The organism is Roseibium sp. RP-7, from assembly GCF_053005225.1.
In genome coordinates this window covers 336,534-352,806 of the sequence record NZ_JBRKQA010000001.1, presented here as the reverse complement: position 1 = coordinate 352,806, position 16,273 = coordinate 336,534, and the positions used below count along the sequence as shown (strand labels likewise).

Annotated in this window: 19 protein-coding genes and 1 other RNA gene; 6 read left to right on the top strand and 14 right to left on the bottom strand. The window is 60.2% G+C overall.

Annotation, left to right across the window (positions count from 1 at the left end):
- Positions 1-27: 27 nt before the first annotated feature.
- The 8 genes from ACVDG9_RS01560 to ACVDG9_RS01525 form a co-directional block, all read right to left on the bottom strand.
- On the bottom strand, positions 28-888 hold the full coding sequence (locus tag ACVDG9_RS01560) for a nucleotidyltransferase domain-containing protein (RefSeq protein ID WP_447237140.1): 861 nt from the start codon (positions 886-888) through the stop codon (positions 28-30).
- A complete protein-coding gene (locus tag ACVDG9_RS01555; RefSeq protein ID WP_031268685.1) occupies positions 889-1,671 on the bottom strand; it encodes a succinate dehydrogenase iron-sulfur subunit in 783 nt (260 codons plus the stop codon).
- A 59-nt stretch (positions 1,672-1,730) separates the two neighbouring features.
- The gene (locus tag ACVDG9_RS01550; RefSeq protein ID WP_031268686.1) at positions 1,731-2,576 is read right to left on the bottom strand and encodes an FkbM family methyltransferase; all 846 of its coding nucleotides are present in this window, start codon (positions 2,574-2,576) and stop codon (positions 1,731-1,733) included.
- A gap of 12 nt (positions 2,577-2,588) precedes the next feature.
- Complete coding sequence (gene sdhA / locus ACVDG9_RS01545) at positions 2,589-4,415, bottom strand: succinate dehydrogenase flavoprotein subunit (protein WP_055657173.1); 1,827 nt, start codon at positions 4,413-4,415, stop codon at positions 2,589-2,591.
- A gap of 5 nt (positions 4,416-4,420) precedes the next feature.
- Positions 4,421-4,804 carry a succinate dehydrogenase, hydrophobic membrane anchor protein gene (gene sdhD / locus ACVDG9_RS01540; protein ID WP_022999038.1) on the bottom strand — a complete coding sequence of 128 codons (384 nt, stop codon included), beginning with the start codon at positions 4,802-4,804 and terminating at the stop codon, positions 4,421-4,423.
- A gap of 10 nt (positions 4,805-4,814) precedes the next feature.
- Positions 4,815-5,213, bottom strand: coding sequence for a succinate dehydrogenase, cytochrome b556 subunit (gene sdhC, locus ACVDG9_RS01535; protein ID WP_055657171.1), 399 nt, complete (start codon positions 5,211-5,213; stop codon positions 4,815-4,817).
- Between the two features lie 277 nt (positions 5,214-5,490).
- Complete coding sequence (locus tag ACVDG9_RS01530; RefSeq protein ID WP_022999040.1) at positions 5,491-6,426, bottom strand: glutaminase; 936 nt, start codon at positions 6,424-6,426, stop codon at positions 5,491-5,493.
- A 130-nt stretch (positions 6,427-6,556) separates the two neighbouring features.
- Positions 6,557-7,237 carry a sulfate transporter family protein gene (locus tag ACVDG9_RS01525; RefSeq protein WP_022999041.1) on the bottom strand — a complete coding sequence of 227 codons (681 nt, stop codon included), beginning with the start codon at positions 7,235-7,237 and terminating at the stop codon, positions 6,557-6,559.
- A gap of 183 nt (positions 7,238-7,420) precedes the next feature.
- Here ACVDG9_RS01525 and ACVDG9_RS01520 point away from each other — a divergent pair, with 183 nt between their 5' ends.
- Positions 7,421-8,167 carry a class I SAM-dependent methyltransferase gene (locus ACVDG9_RS01520; RefSeq protein ID WP_447237139.1) on the top strand — a complete coding sequence of 249 codons (747 nt, stop codon included), beginning with the start codon at positions 7,421-7,423 and terminating at the stop codon, positions 8,165-8,167.
- Between the two features lie 48 nt (positions 8,168-8,215).
- Here the strand turns inward: ACVDG9_RS01520 and recR are convergent, their stop codons facing one another.
- The 3 genes from recR to ACVDG9_RS01505 form a co-directional block, all read right to left on the bottom strand.
- Positions 8,216-8,824, bottom strand: coding sequence for a recombination mediator RecR (recR, locus tag ACVDG9_RS01515; RefSeq protein ID WP_022999043.1), 609 nt, complete (start codon positions 8,822-8,824; stop codon positions 8,216-8,218).
- A 152-nt stretch (positions 8,825-8,976) separates the two neighbouring features.
- Complete coding sequence (locus ACVDG9_RS01510; RefSeq protein ID WP_006935456.1) at positions 8,977-9,297, bottom strand: YbaB/EbfC family nucleoid-associated protein; 321 nt, start codon at positions 9,295-9,297, stop codon at positions 8,977-8,979.
- A gap of 89 nt (positions 9,298-9,386) precedes the next feature.
- Complete coding sequence (locus ACVDG9_RS01505; RefSeq protein WP_447237138.1) at positions 9,387-11,297, bottom strand: DNA polymerase III subunit gamma/tau; 1,911 nt, start codon at positions 11,295-11,297, stop codon at positions 9,387-9,389.
- A 164-nt stretch (positions 11,298-11,461) separates the two neighbouring features.
- On the opposite strand from ACVDG9_RS01505, the gene ACVDG9_RS01500 reads away from it, so the two are divergent.
- The gene (locus ACVDG9_RS01500) at positions 11,462-11,782 is read left to right on the top strand and encodes a hypothetical protein (RefSeq protein ID WP_055657165.1); all 321 of its coding nucleotides are present in this window, start codon (positions 11,462-11,464) and stop codon (positions 11,780-11,782) included.
- Between the two features lie 13 nt (positions 11,783-11,795).
- Here ACVDG9_RS01500 and ACVDG9_RS01495 read toward each other — a convergent pair whose 3' ends face one another.
- The 3 genes from ACVDG9_RS01495 to ffs form a co-directional block, all read right to left on the bottom strand.
- Complete coding sequence (locus ACVDG9_RS01495; protein ID WP_055657163.1) at positions 11,796-12,194, bottom strand: hypothetical protein; 399 nt, start codon at positions 12,192-12,194, stop codon at positions 11,796-11,798.
- Positions 12,181-12,441: a hypothetical protein gene (locus ACVDG9_RS01490; protein WP_022999047.1), complete on the bottom strand. Its 261-nt coding sequence runs from the start codon at positions 12,439-12,441 to the stop codon at positions 12,181-12,183. The genes ACVDG9_RS01495 and ACVDG9_RS01490 overlap by 14 nt, the downstream gene beginning before the upstream one ends.
- Positions 12,442-12,575: 134 nt before the next feature.
- An RNA gene (gene ffs / locus ACVDG9_RS01485) (signal recognition particle sRNA small type) lies at positions 12,576-12,673 on the bottom strand.
- 131 nt (positions 12,674-12,804) lie between these two features.
- On the opposite strand from ffs, the gene ACVDG9_RS01480 reads away from it, so the two are divergent.
- The 4 genes from ACVDG9_RS01480 to ACVDG9_RS01465 all read left to right on the top strand — a co-directional run bounded on the left by ACVDG9_RS01480 (position 12,805) and on the right by ACVDG9_RS01465 (position 16,196).
- A complete protein-coding gene (locus ACVDG9_RS01480; protein WP_022999048.1) occupies positions 12,805-13,224 on the top strand; it encodes an HIT family protein in 420 nt (139 codons plus the stop codon).
- Between the two features lie 162 nt (positions 13,225-13,386).
- Positions 13,387-14,337, top strand: coding sequence for an NAD(+) diphosphatase (gene nudC, locus ACVDG9_RS01475; RefSeq protein WP_447237137.1), 951 nt, complete (start codon positions 13,387-13,389; stop codon positions 14,335-14,337).
- The gene (locus ACVDG9_RS01470; protein ID WP_447237136.1) at positions 14,337-14,915 is read left to right on the top strand and encodes a histidine phosphatase family protein; all 579 of its coding nucleotides are present in this window, start codon (positions 14,337-14,339) and stop codon (positions 14,913-14,915) included. The genes nudC and ACVDG9_RS01470 overlap by 1 nt, the downstream gene beginning before the upstream one ends.
- Positions 14,916-14,981: 66 nt before the next feature.
- On the top strand, positions 14,982-16,196 hold the full coding sequence (locus ACVDG9_RS01465) for a lytic murein transglycosylase (RefSeq protein ID WP_229005502.1): 1,215 nt from the start codon (positions 14,982-14,984) through the stop codon (positions 16,194-16,196).
- The last annotated feature ends 77 nt before the right edge of the window (positions 16,197-16,273 follow it).

Below are 16,273 nucleotides of genomic sequence, written 5' to 3'. Positions count from 1 at the left end.
GTTTTCAGGGCTAGCCGGTCTTGCACTCTAGCGAGGACTAAGCTCGGCAGACCAATGCCGCCAGAAATCATCTATTCGGCCCTGATGCACCGCACAGGGCTCGCCTGCGTTGGCAAAGGACTGGAAACCGTCGAAAGTATCGAGAATGAACCCAGACAATACGGGGTTCAACCTTTCGGAGCCCATTTCGGAACTCAACGCTTTGCGTTCCAGCAAGATGTCGATCTCGCGGGAAACGACATCCGGGAAACCGGCGTTCTGACGTAGATCCTGAAAATTCATCGGTGCGACCGCGCGCTCGGGATGGTGACTTAACCACATGAGCGCTGCGAGCGGCCTGAGGCAATAGAGCGTCTTCTTCAGGGATACATCGCCTTGGAAAAAATTCTGCCTATGGATCTGTGCTTTGGCGAGATGATAGTAGTGCTTGCAGATTAGTCTGCGGTCACACACGACATCTGCTAGGTCAAGCGCGGCGTCGCGAAAAGGTTCGTGCAGTTGATAGGCGAATACCGACTTCAACCACTCCACAATCACCGCATTGCCCACATACATGAGCCGCAGGGCCTTCGCCAGGTCCCAGCCGTTTATGTCGAAGACCGGTGTCAGCGGCTCCTCGATGACGTCGCGCACCGGAAACAGTGTCACCGTCTTCTCGACTGTGCGGACGTAGACAAAGCGGCAGTCATAGTCACTGTCGGCTGAAGGAAACCCCCATGCCCTGCTGCCGCTTTCGATGGCCAGCGGAATGGTGATCCGCTCCCGAGTCTCCAGCTCTTTCAGCCGAGCTTGAATTTCAGATACAATTTGCGGATCCCTGGACCATGTCCTCCCAAAGAAATGGCCGCCCGAGGGCGGCCAAATCGCAGAACAAATCTGACCGGTCAATCAAACCCGGCGTTCGACCATCATCTTCTTGATCTCGGCAATGGCCTTCGCCGGGTTCAGGCCCTTCGGGCAGGCTTGCGAGCAGTTCATGATGGTGTGGCAGCGATAGAGACGGAAGGGGTCTTCCAGATTGTCCAGACGCTCGCCGGTGGCCTCGTCACGGCTGTCGATCAGCCAGCGATAGGCCTGCAGAAGGACGGCCGGGCCGAGATAGCGGTCGCCGTTCCACCAGTAACTCGGGCAGGAGGTGGAGCAGCAGGCACACAGAATGCACTCATACAGGCCATCAAGCTTCACCCGGTCTTCATGCGACTGGCGCCATTCCTTTTCCGGGGCTGGCGATACTGTCTTCAACCACGGCTCGATCGAGCGGTGCTGGGCATAGAAATTGGTCAGATCCGGCACAAGGTCCTTAACCACCGGCATGTGTGGCAGCGGGTAGATCTTGACGACGTCGCCGGCAATCTCGTCCATGCCCTTGGTGCAGGCCAGAGTATTGGTGCCGTCGATGTTCATCGCGCAGGACCCGCAGATACCTTCGCGGCAGGACCGGCGGAAGGTCAGTGTCGGATCGATCTTGTTCTTGATGTAGATGAGGCCGTCGAGCACCATCGGCCCGCAATCGTCCGCATTGATGAAATAGGTATCGACGCGCGGGTTGCGGCCATCGTCCGGGTTCCAGCGATAGATGCGGTATTCACGCAGGTTGGTGGCGCCTTCCGGCTTGTCCCACACCTTGCCTTCCGTCACCTGGGAGTTCCGGGGAAGCGTCAGCTGAACCATCTCGTTACTGCTCCGCGTTGGGCCCTTGGTTTCGCGTCCAGGGCCAAATCGTCTTTCGCTCAGGCAGAGAGCTCAAAGACCATGTTGTCATTCGTCTGGCCGGTTACCCCGTAGCCGCGGTTTGCCAGTTCACTCAGGCAATCCTCGGTCCAGTAGGGCCGGCAATTGGTTTCAAGCAGGATCACGCGGGGCCAGAGGCTCCGGTCCGCGTGCCTCAGGAAAGGCAGGACCACACGGTCCTCGAAGCCTTCCACATCAACTTTCAAAACATCGATCCGGGTGAGGCCCTGGTCGTCGGCTATGGCAGTCAGCGGACGAACCTTGACGAAGGTTGGTGTCCAGTCGCCAGCCCATTCGCCGGTGGTCAGGTCCTTCACGAAGGTGGCAAAGCCGCAGTTGCTCGGTTCCTGCCACAGCGGCAGCGTATCGTCGCGCGGGCCAACGGCTGAATTGACCACCGTAACGGTGTCCAGGTCGTTTGCACGTACGTTGAAACCGAGCTTCGTTGCCGTCTGCGGGTTGGCCTCGATCGCAACAACCTCCGCGCCGAGACCGGCGGCAAAGATCGAATAGGAGCCGATGTTGGCGCCGATATCGACAAACACCTTGCCCTTGCCCAGATGCGGTTCGATCAGCTTGTGTTCTTCGCGCTCCGGCAGGCGGCCCTTGGCCAGGATCTTGCGGTCGTCATAGTTTTCACCCGGATAGATCCGGAACTTCAGACCGTCGGCTTCCAGGTCGTAAGGGCCCTTGAAGAAGCGCGCCACCAGGGAGCGGATACGCTTGCGCAGGCCCTTGGAAAGGTCGTGCCGGTCGGCAAGACGCCAGGCAGCCCGGACCATCCGCTCGGCGGGATATGTGCCGAACGGACTTCTCGTGTCCAAAAGGGTTGCCACCTGGCTCACCGTGCCGTCTCCTTAGTAGACGCGCGCTTTCGGCGCGATCTTCTTCGGATCGATGCCACCCTCTTCAAGGGTGGTCAGCGGATCGAGCACCACCGGACGGTAGTCCAGCTTGACGTTGCCGGCTTCGTCGACCCACGAGAGCGTGTGCTTGCGCCAGTTCTCGTCATCACGGCCGGCAAACGGACCGTCCTTGTAGTCCTCGCGGGCATGGGCGCCGCGGCTTTCCTTGCGGGCTTCCGCGCCGTAGACCGTGGTGATGGCGTTGGCCATAAGGTTCTCCAGCTCCAGTGTTTCCACCAGATCGGAGTTCCAGATCAGCGAACGGTCGGAGACCTTGAGGTCCTTCATTTCGCCCCAGATCTCGGTCAGACGCTTGCAGCCCTGCTCCAGGCTTTCCTGGGTCCGGAAGACGGCGGCGTCTTCCTGCATGGCGCGCTGCATCTTGTCGCGAAGATCGGCGGTCGGGATGGAACCGGAAGCGTTCCGCAGCTTGTCGAAGCGGTCCATGATCTTTTCACAGGAAGCTTCGCTCGGCGCCGGAACGGCCGATTTCGGATCGACGACCTCACCTGCCTTGATTGCCGCCGCGCGGCCGAAGACCACAAGGTCGATCAGCGAGTTGGAGCCGAGACGGTTGGCACCGTGAACCGATGCACAGCCGGCTTCACCGACGGCCATCAGGCCTTCCTGGATGCGGTTCGGATTGTTGCCGTCCGCGTTCAGCACTTCGCCCCAGTAGTTGGTCGGAATGCCGCCCATGTTGTAGTGAACGGTCGGCAGGACCGGGATCGGATCCTTTGTCACATCCACGCCGGCGAAGATGCGGGCGCTTTCGGAAATGCCCGGCAGACGTTCGGCCAGCAGAGCCGGATCGAGGTGATCCAGGTGCAGGAAGATGTGGTCCTTGTCCTTGCCTACGCCGCGGCCTTCACGAATTTCCATGGTCATGCAGCGCGAGACCACGTCACGGGAGGCAAGGTCCTTGGCCGACGGTGCGTAGCGCTCCATGAAGCGTTCGCCCTCGGAGTTGACCAGATAGCCGCCTTCGCCGCGTGCCCCTTCGGTGATCAGGCAGCCGGAGCCGTAGATACCGGTCGGGTGGAACTGGACGAATTCCATGTCCTGAAGCGGCAGGCCCGCACGGGCCACCATGCCGCCACCATCACCGGTGCAGGTGTGGGCGGAGGTTGCCGAGAAGAAGGCGCGGCCGTAACCGCCGGTCGCCAGAACCACCATCTTGGCGGCAAAGCGGTGCATGGTGCCGTCATCGAGGTTCCACGCGATCACGCCCTGGCACACGCCGTCTTCGGACATGATCAGGTCGAGCGCGAAATACTCGATGTAGAATTCGGCATTGTTGCGCAGGGACTGGCCGTACAGCGTGTGCAGGATGGCGTGTCCGGTCCGGTCGGCTGCAGCGCAAGTACGCTGAACGGGAGGACCTTCGCCGTAGTTCTGCATGTGACCACCGAACGGGCGCTGATAGATGCGGCCGTCTTCGGTCCGGGAGAACGGCACACCATAGTGTTCCAGTTCGTAGACCGCCTTCGGCGCTTCACGGGCCAGGTATTCCATGGCGTCGGTGTCACCGAGCCAGTCGGACCCCTTTACCGTGTCGTACATGTGCCATTCCCAGCAGTCCGGCGTCATGTTCTTGAGCGACGCGGCGATGCCGCCCTGGGCAGCAACGGTGTGGGAGCGGGTCGGGAACACCTTGGTGATGCAGGCCGTTCTCAGGCCCTGCTCGGCCATGCCGAGCGTGGCCCGCAGGCCTGCGCCACCGGCGCCGACGACCACCACATCATAGGTGTGGTCGACAAATTCATAGGTCTTGGCCATTCGGGTCAGCCTCCAAAGCCAATCTTGAGCACTGCGAAGACGCAGCCGAAACCGATAAAGGCGCAGAAGAAGGTGTTCGCCATCAACGTGAGGAACTTGATGCCTTCGCCATGCACATAGTCTTCGATGATCACCTGCATGCCGAGCTTCATGTGATAGACGCCGGAGAGGATAACCAGGAGCAGGATGATCGAAACGAGCGGGTTCTTGAGGGTCTCGACCACGTCGCCGTGGGAGGAGCCCTGCATCGCGATCACCAGGATCACGAAGAACGAGATCAGGAACACGTTGGCGACAGCGGTCAGACGCTGCTTCCAGAAGTGATCGGTGCCTTCCTTGGCAGATCCAAGGCCGCGTACCTTGTTCAGGGGTGTGCGCATATCTGTCATGACACTCTCCTTAGCGAACCGCGTAGCCGATGATCCAGAGGATCAGCGTGACGGCAACGGACCCGATGATGGTCGCCTTGGCGAGCCACTCGCGCGCTTCCTTGCCGAAGCCCGCACCCATGTCCCAGATGAAATGGCGCAGGCCGCCGAGCATGTGATGCACAAGCGCCCAGGTGAAGCCGAACAGGATCAGACGGCCGATGATCGAGCCGTAGATGCCGTTGACGAAATCGAAGTAGCTGGGGCCCGCCGCAGCGGCGATCAGCCACCAGGCCAGCAGGACAGTGCCGAAATAGAGCGCCGCGCCAGTGATGCGGTGCAGAATCGACATGACCATCGTCAGAATGGGCTTGTAAATCTGAAGATGGGGCGACAGCGGGCGGTTGCCCCGCAGATCGGCGTTCGACATGGAATTCCTCTCCCGTACGACGCTAGAGCGAAATGCGCTTAAGATGACCCGTTTGAACCTGGTTCCGACCCCGGACGAACCGGCGCAGCCTCCTGGCCAAACGACCCAACCTCAACTCACCTCACTCCAGTTTACGTTTACGCAAACGTAAGCAAATCAAAGCGTTGTCTAGGTGCGTAATAGCGCCAACGCTTCAAAAGGTCAAAATATCCTATAGGCCTAATTGCAAGGAAACTACTTCTATATCGTTTAAATTCATCCGGTGACAGAAAGTGACCTAAACGTGAGCCCCTTCGCCCCCGTGGGGAACGCCGAACACCGACCAGCCGGTTTTGTGAGCAAAATGCTCCATTGCTTCCGTGCCCAGCTTGGAATTGCCGTACTTGTTGAGACCCGGCGACCAGACGGCGATCGACGCCCGACTTGGTGAAATCACGAGAATGCCGCCGCCGACACCACTTTTGCCCGGCATGCCGACACGAAAGGCGAAATCGCCCGAACCGTCGTAATGGCCACAAGTCATCATGAGGGCATTGATCCGCCTCCGGCGCTCGATCGAAACAAGGCCCGGCATCCGGGGCGCATCCACCAGAAAACGGCCGGCAAGCGCAAGCTGCCGGCAGGACATCTCAATGGCGCATTGATGGCAGTAGGTGCCAAGCACCTTGTCGACGGAAGCCCGCAGGTTGCCGTAGGACGCCAGATAATGGGCAAGCGAGAAATTGCGGTGTCCGGTAGCGAGTTCCGACTTCGCGACCTTCTCGTTCATGTGGATGCTGTCGTCGTCGCAGGCGGCGCGAATAAAGCGCAGCAATTCGCCCAGAGCTTCCCGTGGCGTTGATCCCGCCAGATAGGTATCCGTCGTCACCAGCGCACCGGCATTGATGAACGGATTGCGGGGAATGCCGTCTTCCCGCTCCAGAAGCAGGATCGAATCGAAGGAAAGCCCGGAGGGTTCGCGCCCAACCCTGTACCAGAGCTGATCTCCGACCCGGCCGAGCGCCAGAGCAAGGGCAAAAATCTTGGAGACGGACTGGATGGAGAACGGCACATCGGCATTGCCGGCTGTAAAGACCCTGCCATCGGCCAGGGCGACGGCTATGCCGAACTGGTTGGGATCGATGCCTGCCAGTTCGGGAATATAGGTCGCGACATTGCCTTTGTCGGGATTGGCAGCGGCGGCTTCCGCGATTTCCGTCAGCAATTCCTGCATGTGCTCCTCCGGTTCGGAGGCGCACTTGGTCAGATTGCCATGGGATATGCAAGTGTCGGGTGACGTGACGCCATCCTGGCAGCCTCAATTGCAGGGTGCCGTCTCCCGCCCCGCAAGAGCGAGACAGTCTTCAGGCGCGCGCCACATTCTGCCGCTGCGCTGCCAGCAGCTTGAAAAGATGCAGCATGAAGATGGTCGCAAAGATCGGTGTCACCAGGTTGAGAATCGGCACGGCAAGCAAGCCGGCGATGATGAGACCACCGAGAAAAACGGTTCCGCCCCGTGCCTTGCGGAACGCCTTCGCCTCGGCCGCCGGAAGAAACCGCATGGCGGCGAATTCGAAGAATTCCCGGCCTAGCAGGTAACCGTTCACGATGAAGAAGGCGACCAGATTGACACCGGGCACAAGCAGCAGCACCAGGGCAAACAGGTTGCCCAAAATCACGACGCCGGTGAACTTGATTGTCTGCACGATCGACTGCGACAGCGGCAGTGCGCGGCCCGGCTGGTCGTGCGGATAGTCCTTCTTGTCGACGATATCCGCGATCTCGTCCTGAAAGAGGCCTGCAAAGAGCGCTGAAATAGGCGCAATCAGGAAGCCCAATACGAAAATTGCACCAATGCCCGTCAGAACGGATATTGCAGTGTCCATCCAGGCATAGGGCAGCGCGACGAAGGCCGCGATCACGCCCTGAAGGGCGATCCAGATGACAACCAGCACGCCAAGTGTAAAGCCAAGCATCTTCCAGAAAATTGCCCGGAACGGCGGTTCGAACACCTCGGACATGGCGCGGGAAGCAGCTTGGAACATGACACCTTCAAATTTCTCGTGAACGACCGCCTCGACATAAGTGCAGCGCCGATCATGTGCAAGCCCGCGGACGATAGGCGACCGAAAACTAAACTTATTGTTGTATAAACCCGTTTCTGAAACTAAAATTTGTTAAACGGTTGTTCGTTGCCGGTACTTTACACCCCAGGTTCGGACCGCACGATGCTGCATCTTCATTTCGCCCCCGACACCGACATCACCAAGGGGCTGGCACCCGAAGCCTTGAAAATGTTCCAGTTCGAGTGGAACATCTATCACAAGCTGGTGCGTGCCAACGAAATGCACCACCGGGAAATCGGCCAGCTCTTGCGCGACGAGATCGGCAAACGTTTTGACAGGCCTTTCGCTTTTTTGGATCTGGCCTGCGGCGACGCCAGTCTTGCGCAGACGGTGCTTCAGGACAGCAAGGTTGCGACCTACGAGGGCCTCGACCTGTCACGCCCGGCGCTGCAATGCGCCGCCCGGGTGATGAAGGACGTGCCTTATGATGTGGAACTTGCCGAAGAGGACATGGTGGAGGGTATCGTGAGCCGTCCGGCCAGCGCCAACTTCATCTGGTGCGGCTATTCCATCCATCATCTTCAGCGCGCGCAAAAGCAGGAAATGCTGTCAGCGGTCCGCAACGCGCTCAAGCCGGGCGGCGTCTTCGTCTGCGCGGAGCCTGTGTGCCTGCCCGGCGAAACACGAGCCGATTATACACGCCGCTGGCAGAAAGAACTGCGCCACCGGTTTCGTTCACTTACCGACGCCGAATACGACCACCTCTGGGAGCACATCAGCACGCACGACTTTCCCGAGACCCCGGAAGACTGGTTGGCGATGGGCGAGACAGCTGGTTTTACATCAAGCCGAGAGATCTTCCGGTTTCCCGGCGATCTGTTTTGCGCCGCGTTTTTGTATGAGAAGTGAGGCTGTCGGTTTCGGCAGTGTGCCAGGTGCCTGGTTTCCAGCGTGTTTCTAGAACCTCGTCCGGGCGCGCAGCGCCTGCGCCAGCGTGCCTTCGTCCAGATAGTCCAGTTCGCCGCCGACGGGCACCCCATGGGCGAGGCGGGTGACATTGACCTCAAGATGGGACAGCTGGTCCATGATGTAGTGGGCCGTTGTCTGCCCCTCGACGGTGGCGTTGATCGCCAGAATGACTTCCGAAAAGCCTTCCGACCCGCAACGGTCGATCAGCGAGGCGAGATTGAGATCCTCCGGGCCGATGCCGTCGAGAGGCGACAGGGTACCGCCCAGGACGTGATACCGGGCATTGACCGCGCCGGCACGTTCCAGCGCCCACAGATCGGCAACATCCTCGACCACTACCAGAACACTCTGGTCGCGTTTCGGATCTGAACAGATGGTGCAGGGATCGGACGTATCGACAGTGCCACAAGTCGAGCAGATGCCGATTTCCCGAACCGCAATGCCCATGGCGTCCGCCAGCGGTACCAGCAGCTGATCCTTTTTCTTGATCAGATGCAGCGCGGCACGGCGCGCCGAACGCGGGCCAAGCCCCGGCAATTTCGCCAGGAGCTGGATCAGCCGTTCGATTTCCGGTCCTGCCACACTTTTCTGTGCCATGGTTTTCTCTTCAGCGCGCGTTGACGACCACCTGAAAGACCTGCTGCGTCAAACCGGCCGGATCGCTCCCCTCATTTCCAGGACGCGACCAAGTGGCCGGCTTACGAGGCATGGCGCGAGGCTCTTACAGCCGCCACGCACTTCAGTTGGTATCAGAACGGCAGTTTCATGCCGGCGGGCAGGCCCAGACCACCCATCAGTTCCTGGGTCTTTTCCTGAATTGCCTGCTCGACCTTGGCACGGGCTTCGGTGTGGGCGGCAATCAGCAGATCCTCAAGGATCTCCTTTTCCTCTTCCTTCAGAAGAGACGGATCGATCGACAGCGACTTCAGATCGCTCTTGCCGTTGAGACGTACGGTGACCAGGCCGCCACCGGCCGAGCCTTCGGCCTCGATCTCAACGATCTGCTCCTGCAGCGAGCCCATCTGCTCCTGCATTTGCTTGGCCTGTTTCATCATCTTGAGGAAATCCATGGAACGACTCCTTCCAAACCCTCACATGGCGCGGATTTCCGCGACCTTACCTATCTGGGAACTGCATTTAGAAGAACAAGAAGCGCGGATCAATCGTCTTCGTCATCCCCGAGCGCTTCGCTCAGGAGCGGATCGCTGACCATCGGGTCGGCCAGAGCAGCGTCGTCTTCTTCGGTAACCTGAACCTTTACGTCGACAACACGGGCACCCGGGAACTGCGCCAGCAGGGCAGCAACGGTTGGGTGCGACTTCGCGTCGGACAAGAGTTGCTGCTGGTTGGCCTCCTGCTCCTCGTGGATGGTCGGGCGTCCCTGATTGCGGGAAACCACGACAAACCAGCGCTGTCCGGTCCATTCGGTCAGTTTGCGGCCGAACTCGCCGGCGATATCGGCCGGGGCGTCGTCCGTCGGCTGGATCTCGATCTTGCCGGGTTCGAATTTCACCAGACGCATGAGGCGCTGGATCTTGACCTTGAACGGAATGTCGCCCTTCTCGGAGGCAAGGGCAGCGCAATCGTAGAGGCTCTTGAGATTATACGCCGGCTGAGCCTGCGGTTCGGGCGCGGCTTGCGTCACTCCCTGAGGCGCTGGCCTGCCGCCCTGGATGGCCGAGAGCTGAGGGCGGGCGCTTGCCTGCATGATCGGGCCACTGCCTGAACTGCCAGGCGCGTAGTTCATGCCGACAGCCATGGCGGATGTACCACCGCCACCACCGGCAGGTGCTCCGCCGCCACCAGATGGTGCCGCACCGCCAAACGGGTTCTGGCCATTCTTGATCTGTGCCATCAGGTCGCCCGGATCCGGCAGGTCCGCGGCATAGGCAAGGCGCACCAACACCATGTCGGCAGCGGCCAGTGGCTTGGACGCGGACTGAACTTCCTGGACACCCTTCAAGAGGATCTGCCAGGCGCGGGACAGAAGCCGAACGGAAATCTGCTCTGCAAACTCACGGCCGCGCGCCCGTTCAGCTTCGGTCACCGACGCTTCGTCAGCCGATTTCGGCGCAACCTTCATGCGCGTGACAAGATGCGTGAAGTCCGCCAGGTCCGTCAGCACGATGGCCGGATCCGCACCGACCTCATATTGCGCCTGCAGTTCGCCCAGGGCGTCCTCGATCCGGCCGGCCATGATGTGGCCGAAGAGGTCAATCACCCGGGCACGGTCCGCAAGACCCAGCATCTGACGCAGGTCTTCCGCCTCGATGGCGCCGGCGCCATGGGCCATGGCCTGATCGAGCAGGGACAGGGAATCGCGCGCCGATCCCTCCCCCGCACGGGCAATCAGCATCAGGGCTTCGTCGGAAATCTGGATGCCCTCGGCATCGGAGATCCGGCGCAGCAGACCGATCAGCTTGGATTGTTCGATCCGGCGCAGGTCGAAACGCTGGCAGCGCGACAGGACCGTGATCGGCACCTTGCGGATCTCAGTCGTCGCGAAGATGAACTTCACGTGCTCCGGCGGCTCTTCCAGTGTCTTCAGCAGACCGTTGAAGGCGGCGTTCGAAAGCATGTGCACTTCGTCGATGATGTAGACCTTGTAGCGCGCCGTTGCCGGGCGGTAGCGGGCCGCATCGATGATTTCGCGAATGTCGTTGATGCCGGTGTGGGAGGCGGCGTCCATCTCGATGACGTCGACATGGCGGCCTTCCATGATGGCCTTGCAGTGCGTGCCTTCCTGCGTGAGCTTCACCGTCGGCTTGTCGGCAACGCCCGGCACTTCGTAGTTTAGGCCCCGCGCGAGGATGCGGGCGGTGGTGGTCTTGCCGACGCCGCGCACCCCGGTCAGCATCCAGGCCTGCGCAATCCGCCCGGTTTCAAACGCATTTTCCAGCGTCTGCACCATCGGCTCCTGGCCGACCAGATCCTCAAACGTCTTCGGCCGGTACTTGCGCGCAAGAACGCGGTAAGCACCATCGTCGGTCGCCGGTTTCACCGCGCCCTGATCCGCCATCAACCCCGGCGTCTGCCCGCCGTCACTTTCGGAAAAGCCTGTCTCATCCATGAGCCGCACCATAACCATTTTTTCGAAAAGTGGGACGGGCTTTTGAAAGTTTTTGTGCGTCGGACTGCCCCGGGCCGCAATACCTTCAGGGAACCCTTTGCCCAAGCCACGCATTGAGTAACTGCCGGCCGTTATTTTCAGCCGGTTTTCATCAGGGAGACGATATGTCTGGAAAACTCTCGCACGACCTGTTCAGCCTCTGGTTCCAGGCGCCTGTCGTCATCGCCCTGCGCTGCCAGGACTGGACCGCAAACCTTGCGGCGGGCACGGCCTGGACCAATCCGGAGCTTCATCGGATGATAAGCGAAAAGGCTGCAGCTGCGACGGAAAGCGCGTTTGCCATGAACAGGGCGCTGCTACGTGATGGAATGACGTCGTTTCAGCGGTACTGGCTGGGTGGGCAATCAATCGCGGCAAAGGGCACACGGCCCTATGCGAAGCGTGTCCGCGCAAACGCCAAGCGCCTGAGCAGGAAACCGCGGTAGTTATCCGATTTCCTCAGCCCTGATATCTGTCCGGCAACAAAAACCGTTGCCTTGCGCCTGGCGACCCAAGCCGCGCGTCCGAATACCACGTTGCCATCAACGCCCTTGAGCTGAGATCCGGGTTCTTGGCAAGAAATTCGCCGAAGGTTTCATGCGGCGTCTCGGCCATCCGCTCCGACAGGATGCCCAGGAAGGCCAGGGTGATGGTGGTGTTGTATTTCTCCGGCACGCCTGCTCTGGAGGCGAGGCCACGCAAGGCGTTGCCATATCGGCAAGCCGCTTCCAGAAACTCGTACTTCTGCAGCATCTGGCAGGCAACGCCGATATGGTCCACATGGCTGAAGCCTTTTGCATCCAGCTGGCCAGCTTCGAAGCGATCGGAAAGCTGCGCGTAATCCCTAAGCTCCGGCATTTGTTTCGTCCTTCAGTTTGTGGCTGTCGGCCGCGCTCAGATCGAGGTCGTAAACGCTCTTGAGTTGCCGGATCTTGTCCAGCGTCTCCTTCGAAAACGGCGGCTTGTTCTCAAAAGCATGCAGCGCCATGCCCTCGATCAGGTCGCCAAGACTGATGTCCAGATGTTCGGCGAGCCCTTTCAGGACCTTCAGCAACCGTTTTTCCAGGCGCACACCGGTTTGAACGCGCTCAACTGATTTTTCCATGCTGCTATCATGGTACCAATGTACCAGGTAAGTCAACTTGTCGATTTGAGATGCGGAGAGCCCAAGCCTGAAAAACAAAAAAGCACCGCGGAGAACCGGCGGTGCTTTTTGGTAAAGCTGATGCTTTGGATAGGGTGGGAGGCTGGCACGGCGACCCGTGCCGAGGCTCGTTAGGGCTGCTTCCTTCCGGACCTGACCCGGTTGGCGAGTGGCTCGTCCACCACCAACCTCCCGAGGGCCTTATATCAGAAGAAGGATGGGGTTTGGCAAGAGGGCAACACGGTTTTTTGTTCGCCGGGAAATCACACTCCCAAACCCGCCACGAAGCGTGTAGCCTTCGGGAAATTCTGCCCGGAGTGTTTCATGTCATCCTTTGCCCTCAATGCCCGTCTCGAAGGCGACAGCTACTTCGTCAGCGATCTGACGCTGTGCACCGTCCGTCTGCTGAAAGATGCCAACTATCCCTGGCTTCTGCTAATTCCGCGCCAGTCGGACCTCGTCGAGATCATCGATCTGGAGGAGGCCGACCAGATGCAGTTGATGCGAGAAATCGCCCTGGCCAGCCGGGTGCTGCGCGAAGTGACCGACTGCGAGAAGCTGAATGTCGGCGCTCTCGGCAATCAGGTGTCCCAACTGCATGTCCACGTGATCGCCCGTTACCGGGACGATCCGGCCTGGCCCGGGCCGGTCTGGGGTGCGGTTCCGGCGCAGGAGTATTCCCACGACAGGGTGGAAACCCTGATCGAGAAGTTGCGGGATACCCTTGCCGGTGACGACGACTGATTGCCGGACCGGTCCAACATCCTGCCTCGTAGCTGTTTCAATCTGCATTCAGATGTGATCGGCGGCACCGGCAGGAAGCGGTTTCTCCGAACTGGAAAATGCACTACGTGAAGAACCAGCACCTATTGACCTCCCGCCCCTTTCTCTTCCAAGGACTTTGACATGAACGCCAACCCCGCCGGTTCCCTGGCCATGGAAATGAGTTTCCTCGGCAACACCCTTGACCGGCAATCAACACGGCGTGGCGATACCGCCTATCTGGCAAGTCTTCTGGAAAAGCCCGATACGCGCATCGTGCTTTCAACGGACCGGACATTGGTCTTTGCCGCGGGCGAAAACCTTGCCGTCGGGCATCGTCTGGAGGTCGCCCTTTCGCTCGGGGCCGTGCGGGAGGAGATGATTTTCCTGGGACTGCGCCCGGAAAACGGCGAGGCCCTGTTCGCAACGGCCTTGCCCGCGACAGACGAAGACCTTGCGGATCGCACGGACCTTCAGCTTATCGACTTGCGCACCCTTGCCCTGCAGAACGCATTTGCACCGCAGGACATGGGCGCACTTGCCCAGGCCCGCGCCCTGATCCACTGGCATCGCACCCATCAGTTCTGCTCGCGCTGCGGCGAGAAAAGCCATCTGTCCGAAGCCGGATACCGTCGCGATTGCCCGTCCTGCGGCGGCCAGCATTTTCCGCGCACAGACCCCTGTGTGATCATGCTGATTACCGACGAGAGCGGAGACAAGGCCCTGCTGGGCCGCCCGGCCCGACTTCCGGAGGGCATTTACACCACCCTCGCCGGTTTCATGGAACCGGGAGAAACAATCGAACAGGCCGTGCGGCGCGAAACGCTGGAGGAAAGCGGGATCGTCGTTGGCGACGTCCGTCTGATTGCCAACCAGCCCTGGCCGTTTCCGGCGAACCTGATGCTCGGCTGTATCGGCAAGGCGACGTCCTTCGACATCGTTATCGAGGACGACGAGCTTGAAGCCTGCAAGTGGTGCGACCGGGACGAAGTGCGGCAAATGCTGGCCGATACGCATCCCGAGGGCCACAAGATACCGCCTTCGATTTCAATCGCCTTTGAACTGATCAAGGGCTGGCTCGACGGAACGCTCTGATGACCTGGTGCGCGTACCTGACCCATCCGGAAGTCCTGATCGATCCGGACGTTCCCGTTCCCGAGTGGGGCCTGTCGGATACGGGCCGGGAGCGTGCGGCGAAATCCACCGTCCTGCCGTTTGCCAAGGACATCCGACAGGTAATCTCCAGTGCCGAAAAGAAGGCGCTTGATACCGCGCAGGTCTTCTCCGGCCGCCTCCGCGTCTTTCAGCGGTCGCTTCCGTTCCTGCACGAGAATGACCGGAGCGCGACCGGCTTTCTGCCACCAGAAGAGTTCGAGCGGACCGCAGATCTTTTCTTTGCCGATCCGCATCATTCCGTTCGCGGCTGGGAACGTGCGATCGACGCCCAGGACCGGATCGTCAATGGTGTCAAAAGCGCCCTGCGCCACATTCCCGAGGAAGACCCGGTCCTGTTCGTCGGCCATGGCGCCGTCGGCACCTTGCTGATGTGCCATCTGATGGCCGCACCGATTTCCCGCCATCATGACCAGAGACGCGGCGGCAGCTGGTACCGCTTCGAGAAATCCTGGCTGATGAGCCAGGCCGGGCGCAATTTGGCTTGGACAGAGCTTTAAGCACGGTCGGACGAAGACCCGGAACATGTTAGGCTGCCCCGACCTGTCGTGATCCGGGAGCCCGATGTGATCTGCCGTTTGCCGAAGCTTGTTCTTGCGACCCTGAGCTGCCTCGCCGTTACTTTACTGCCCGCCAACGCGGGCCAGTATGATGCCCAATTCCGGCAGTTCCTGTCTTCAGAAGTTGCTCCGGCGGCGCGCCAGCAAGGCATCTCCCAGGCAACTCTCGACCGGGAACTGAAAGGTCTGACACCCGACACCTCCCTGCCGGGGCTGGTCGGGCCAGGCGGCAAGGGCACGCCGCCCAAGATCAACTTTCAGGCCGAGTTCGGTTCCCCAAGCCGCTACTTCCGGGACAGCCAATTCAACGCCCTTGTGCCACGCGGGCGGTCGCTGATGCAGAAACACGCGGCCGTGCTGTCGCGGATCGAAGCGAAATACGGCGTACCCAGCCGGATCATCCTGGCCATCTGGGCAAGGGAATCAGGCTATGGCGGGGCCAAGATCCCCTATGACGCGATCCGCGTTCTGGCGACGCAGGCCTTCATGGGCCAGAGGCCGGACTTCTTCAAAGGCGAATTGATCGCCGGATTGAAGATCCTGCAAAATGGCGATGTATCCAGGCAGGGCATGAAAAGTTCCTGGGGTGGAGCCATGGGTCAACCACAGTTCCTGCCGTCTTCCTTCTGGAAGTACGCGGTCGATTTCGATGGTGACGGCAAGCGCAACATCTGGACCTCCGACATCGACACGATGGCCTCCATTGCCCATTATCTCTCGGCACATGGCTGGGTAGCTGACCGCGACTGGGGATATGAAGTCCACCTTCCCGACAACGTCTCATGTACGCGGGAAGGTCCGGACAACCGCCAGAAGATCTCCGACTTCGTGCGTGAAGGCGTCAAGCGCGTCAGCGGCAAGCCTTTTCCGGCCAACGAGGTCAACCGGCCGGGCAATATCCTGCTGCCTGCCGGCCGCTACGGCCCAGCCTTCATTGCCACGGAAAACTTCTACGTCATCAAGGACTACAACGAGAGCGACACCTATGCGCTCTTCGTCGGTCACCTGGCGGACAGGTATGGCAACAACAGCGGTTTTGTCGGCGACTGGAAACCGATGAAGGAAACAACCAGAGGCGCGGTACGGAACCTTCAGCAGAGGCTTGAGGGACTGGGGCATGACGTGGGAGGCGCCGATGGCCTGATCGGCTTCAAGACCCGTCGATCCATCGGCAAGGACCAGGAGAAGAACGGCTTCTTCGCGACTTGCTGGGTCGGCTAGAACACACCTTGGCCGCTCTCCTGGGTTGTGTTTCAAGGTGCCCGTAAAACTGCTGTTTCCAGGTAGAAGTATGCCGT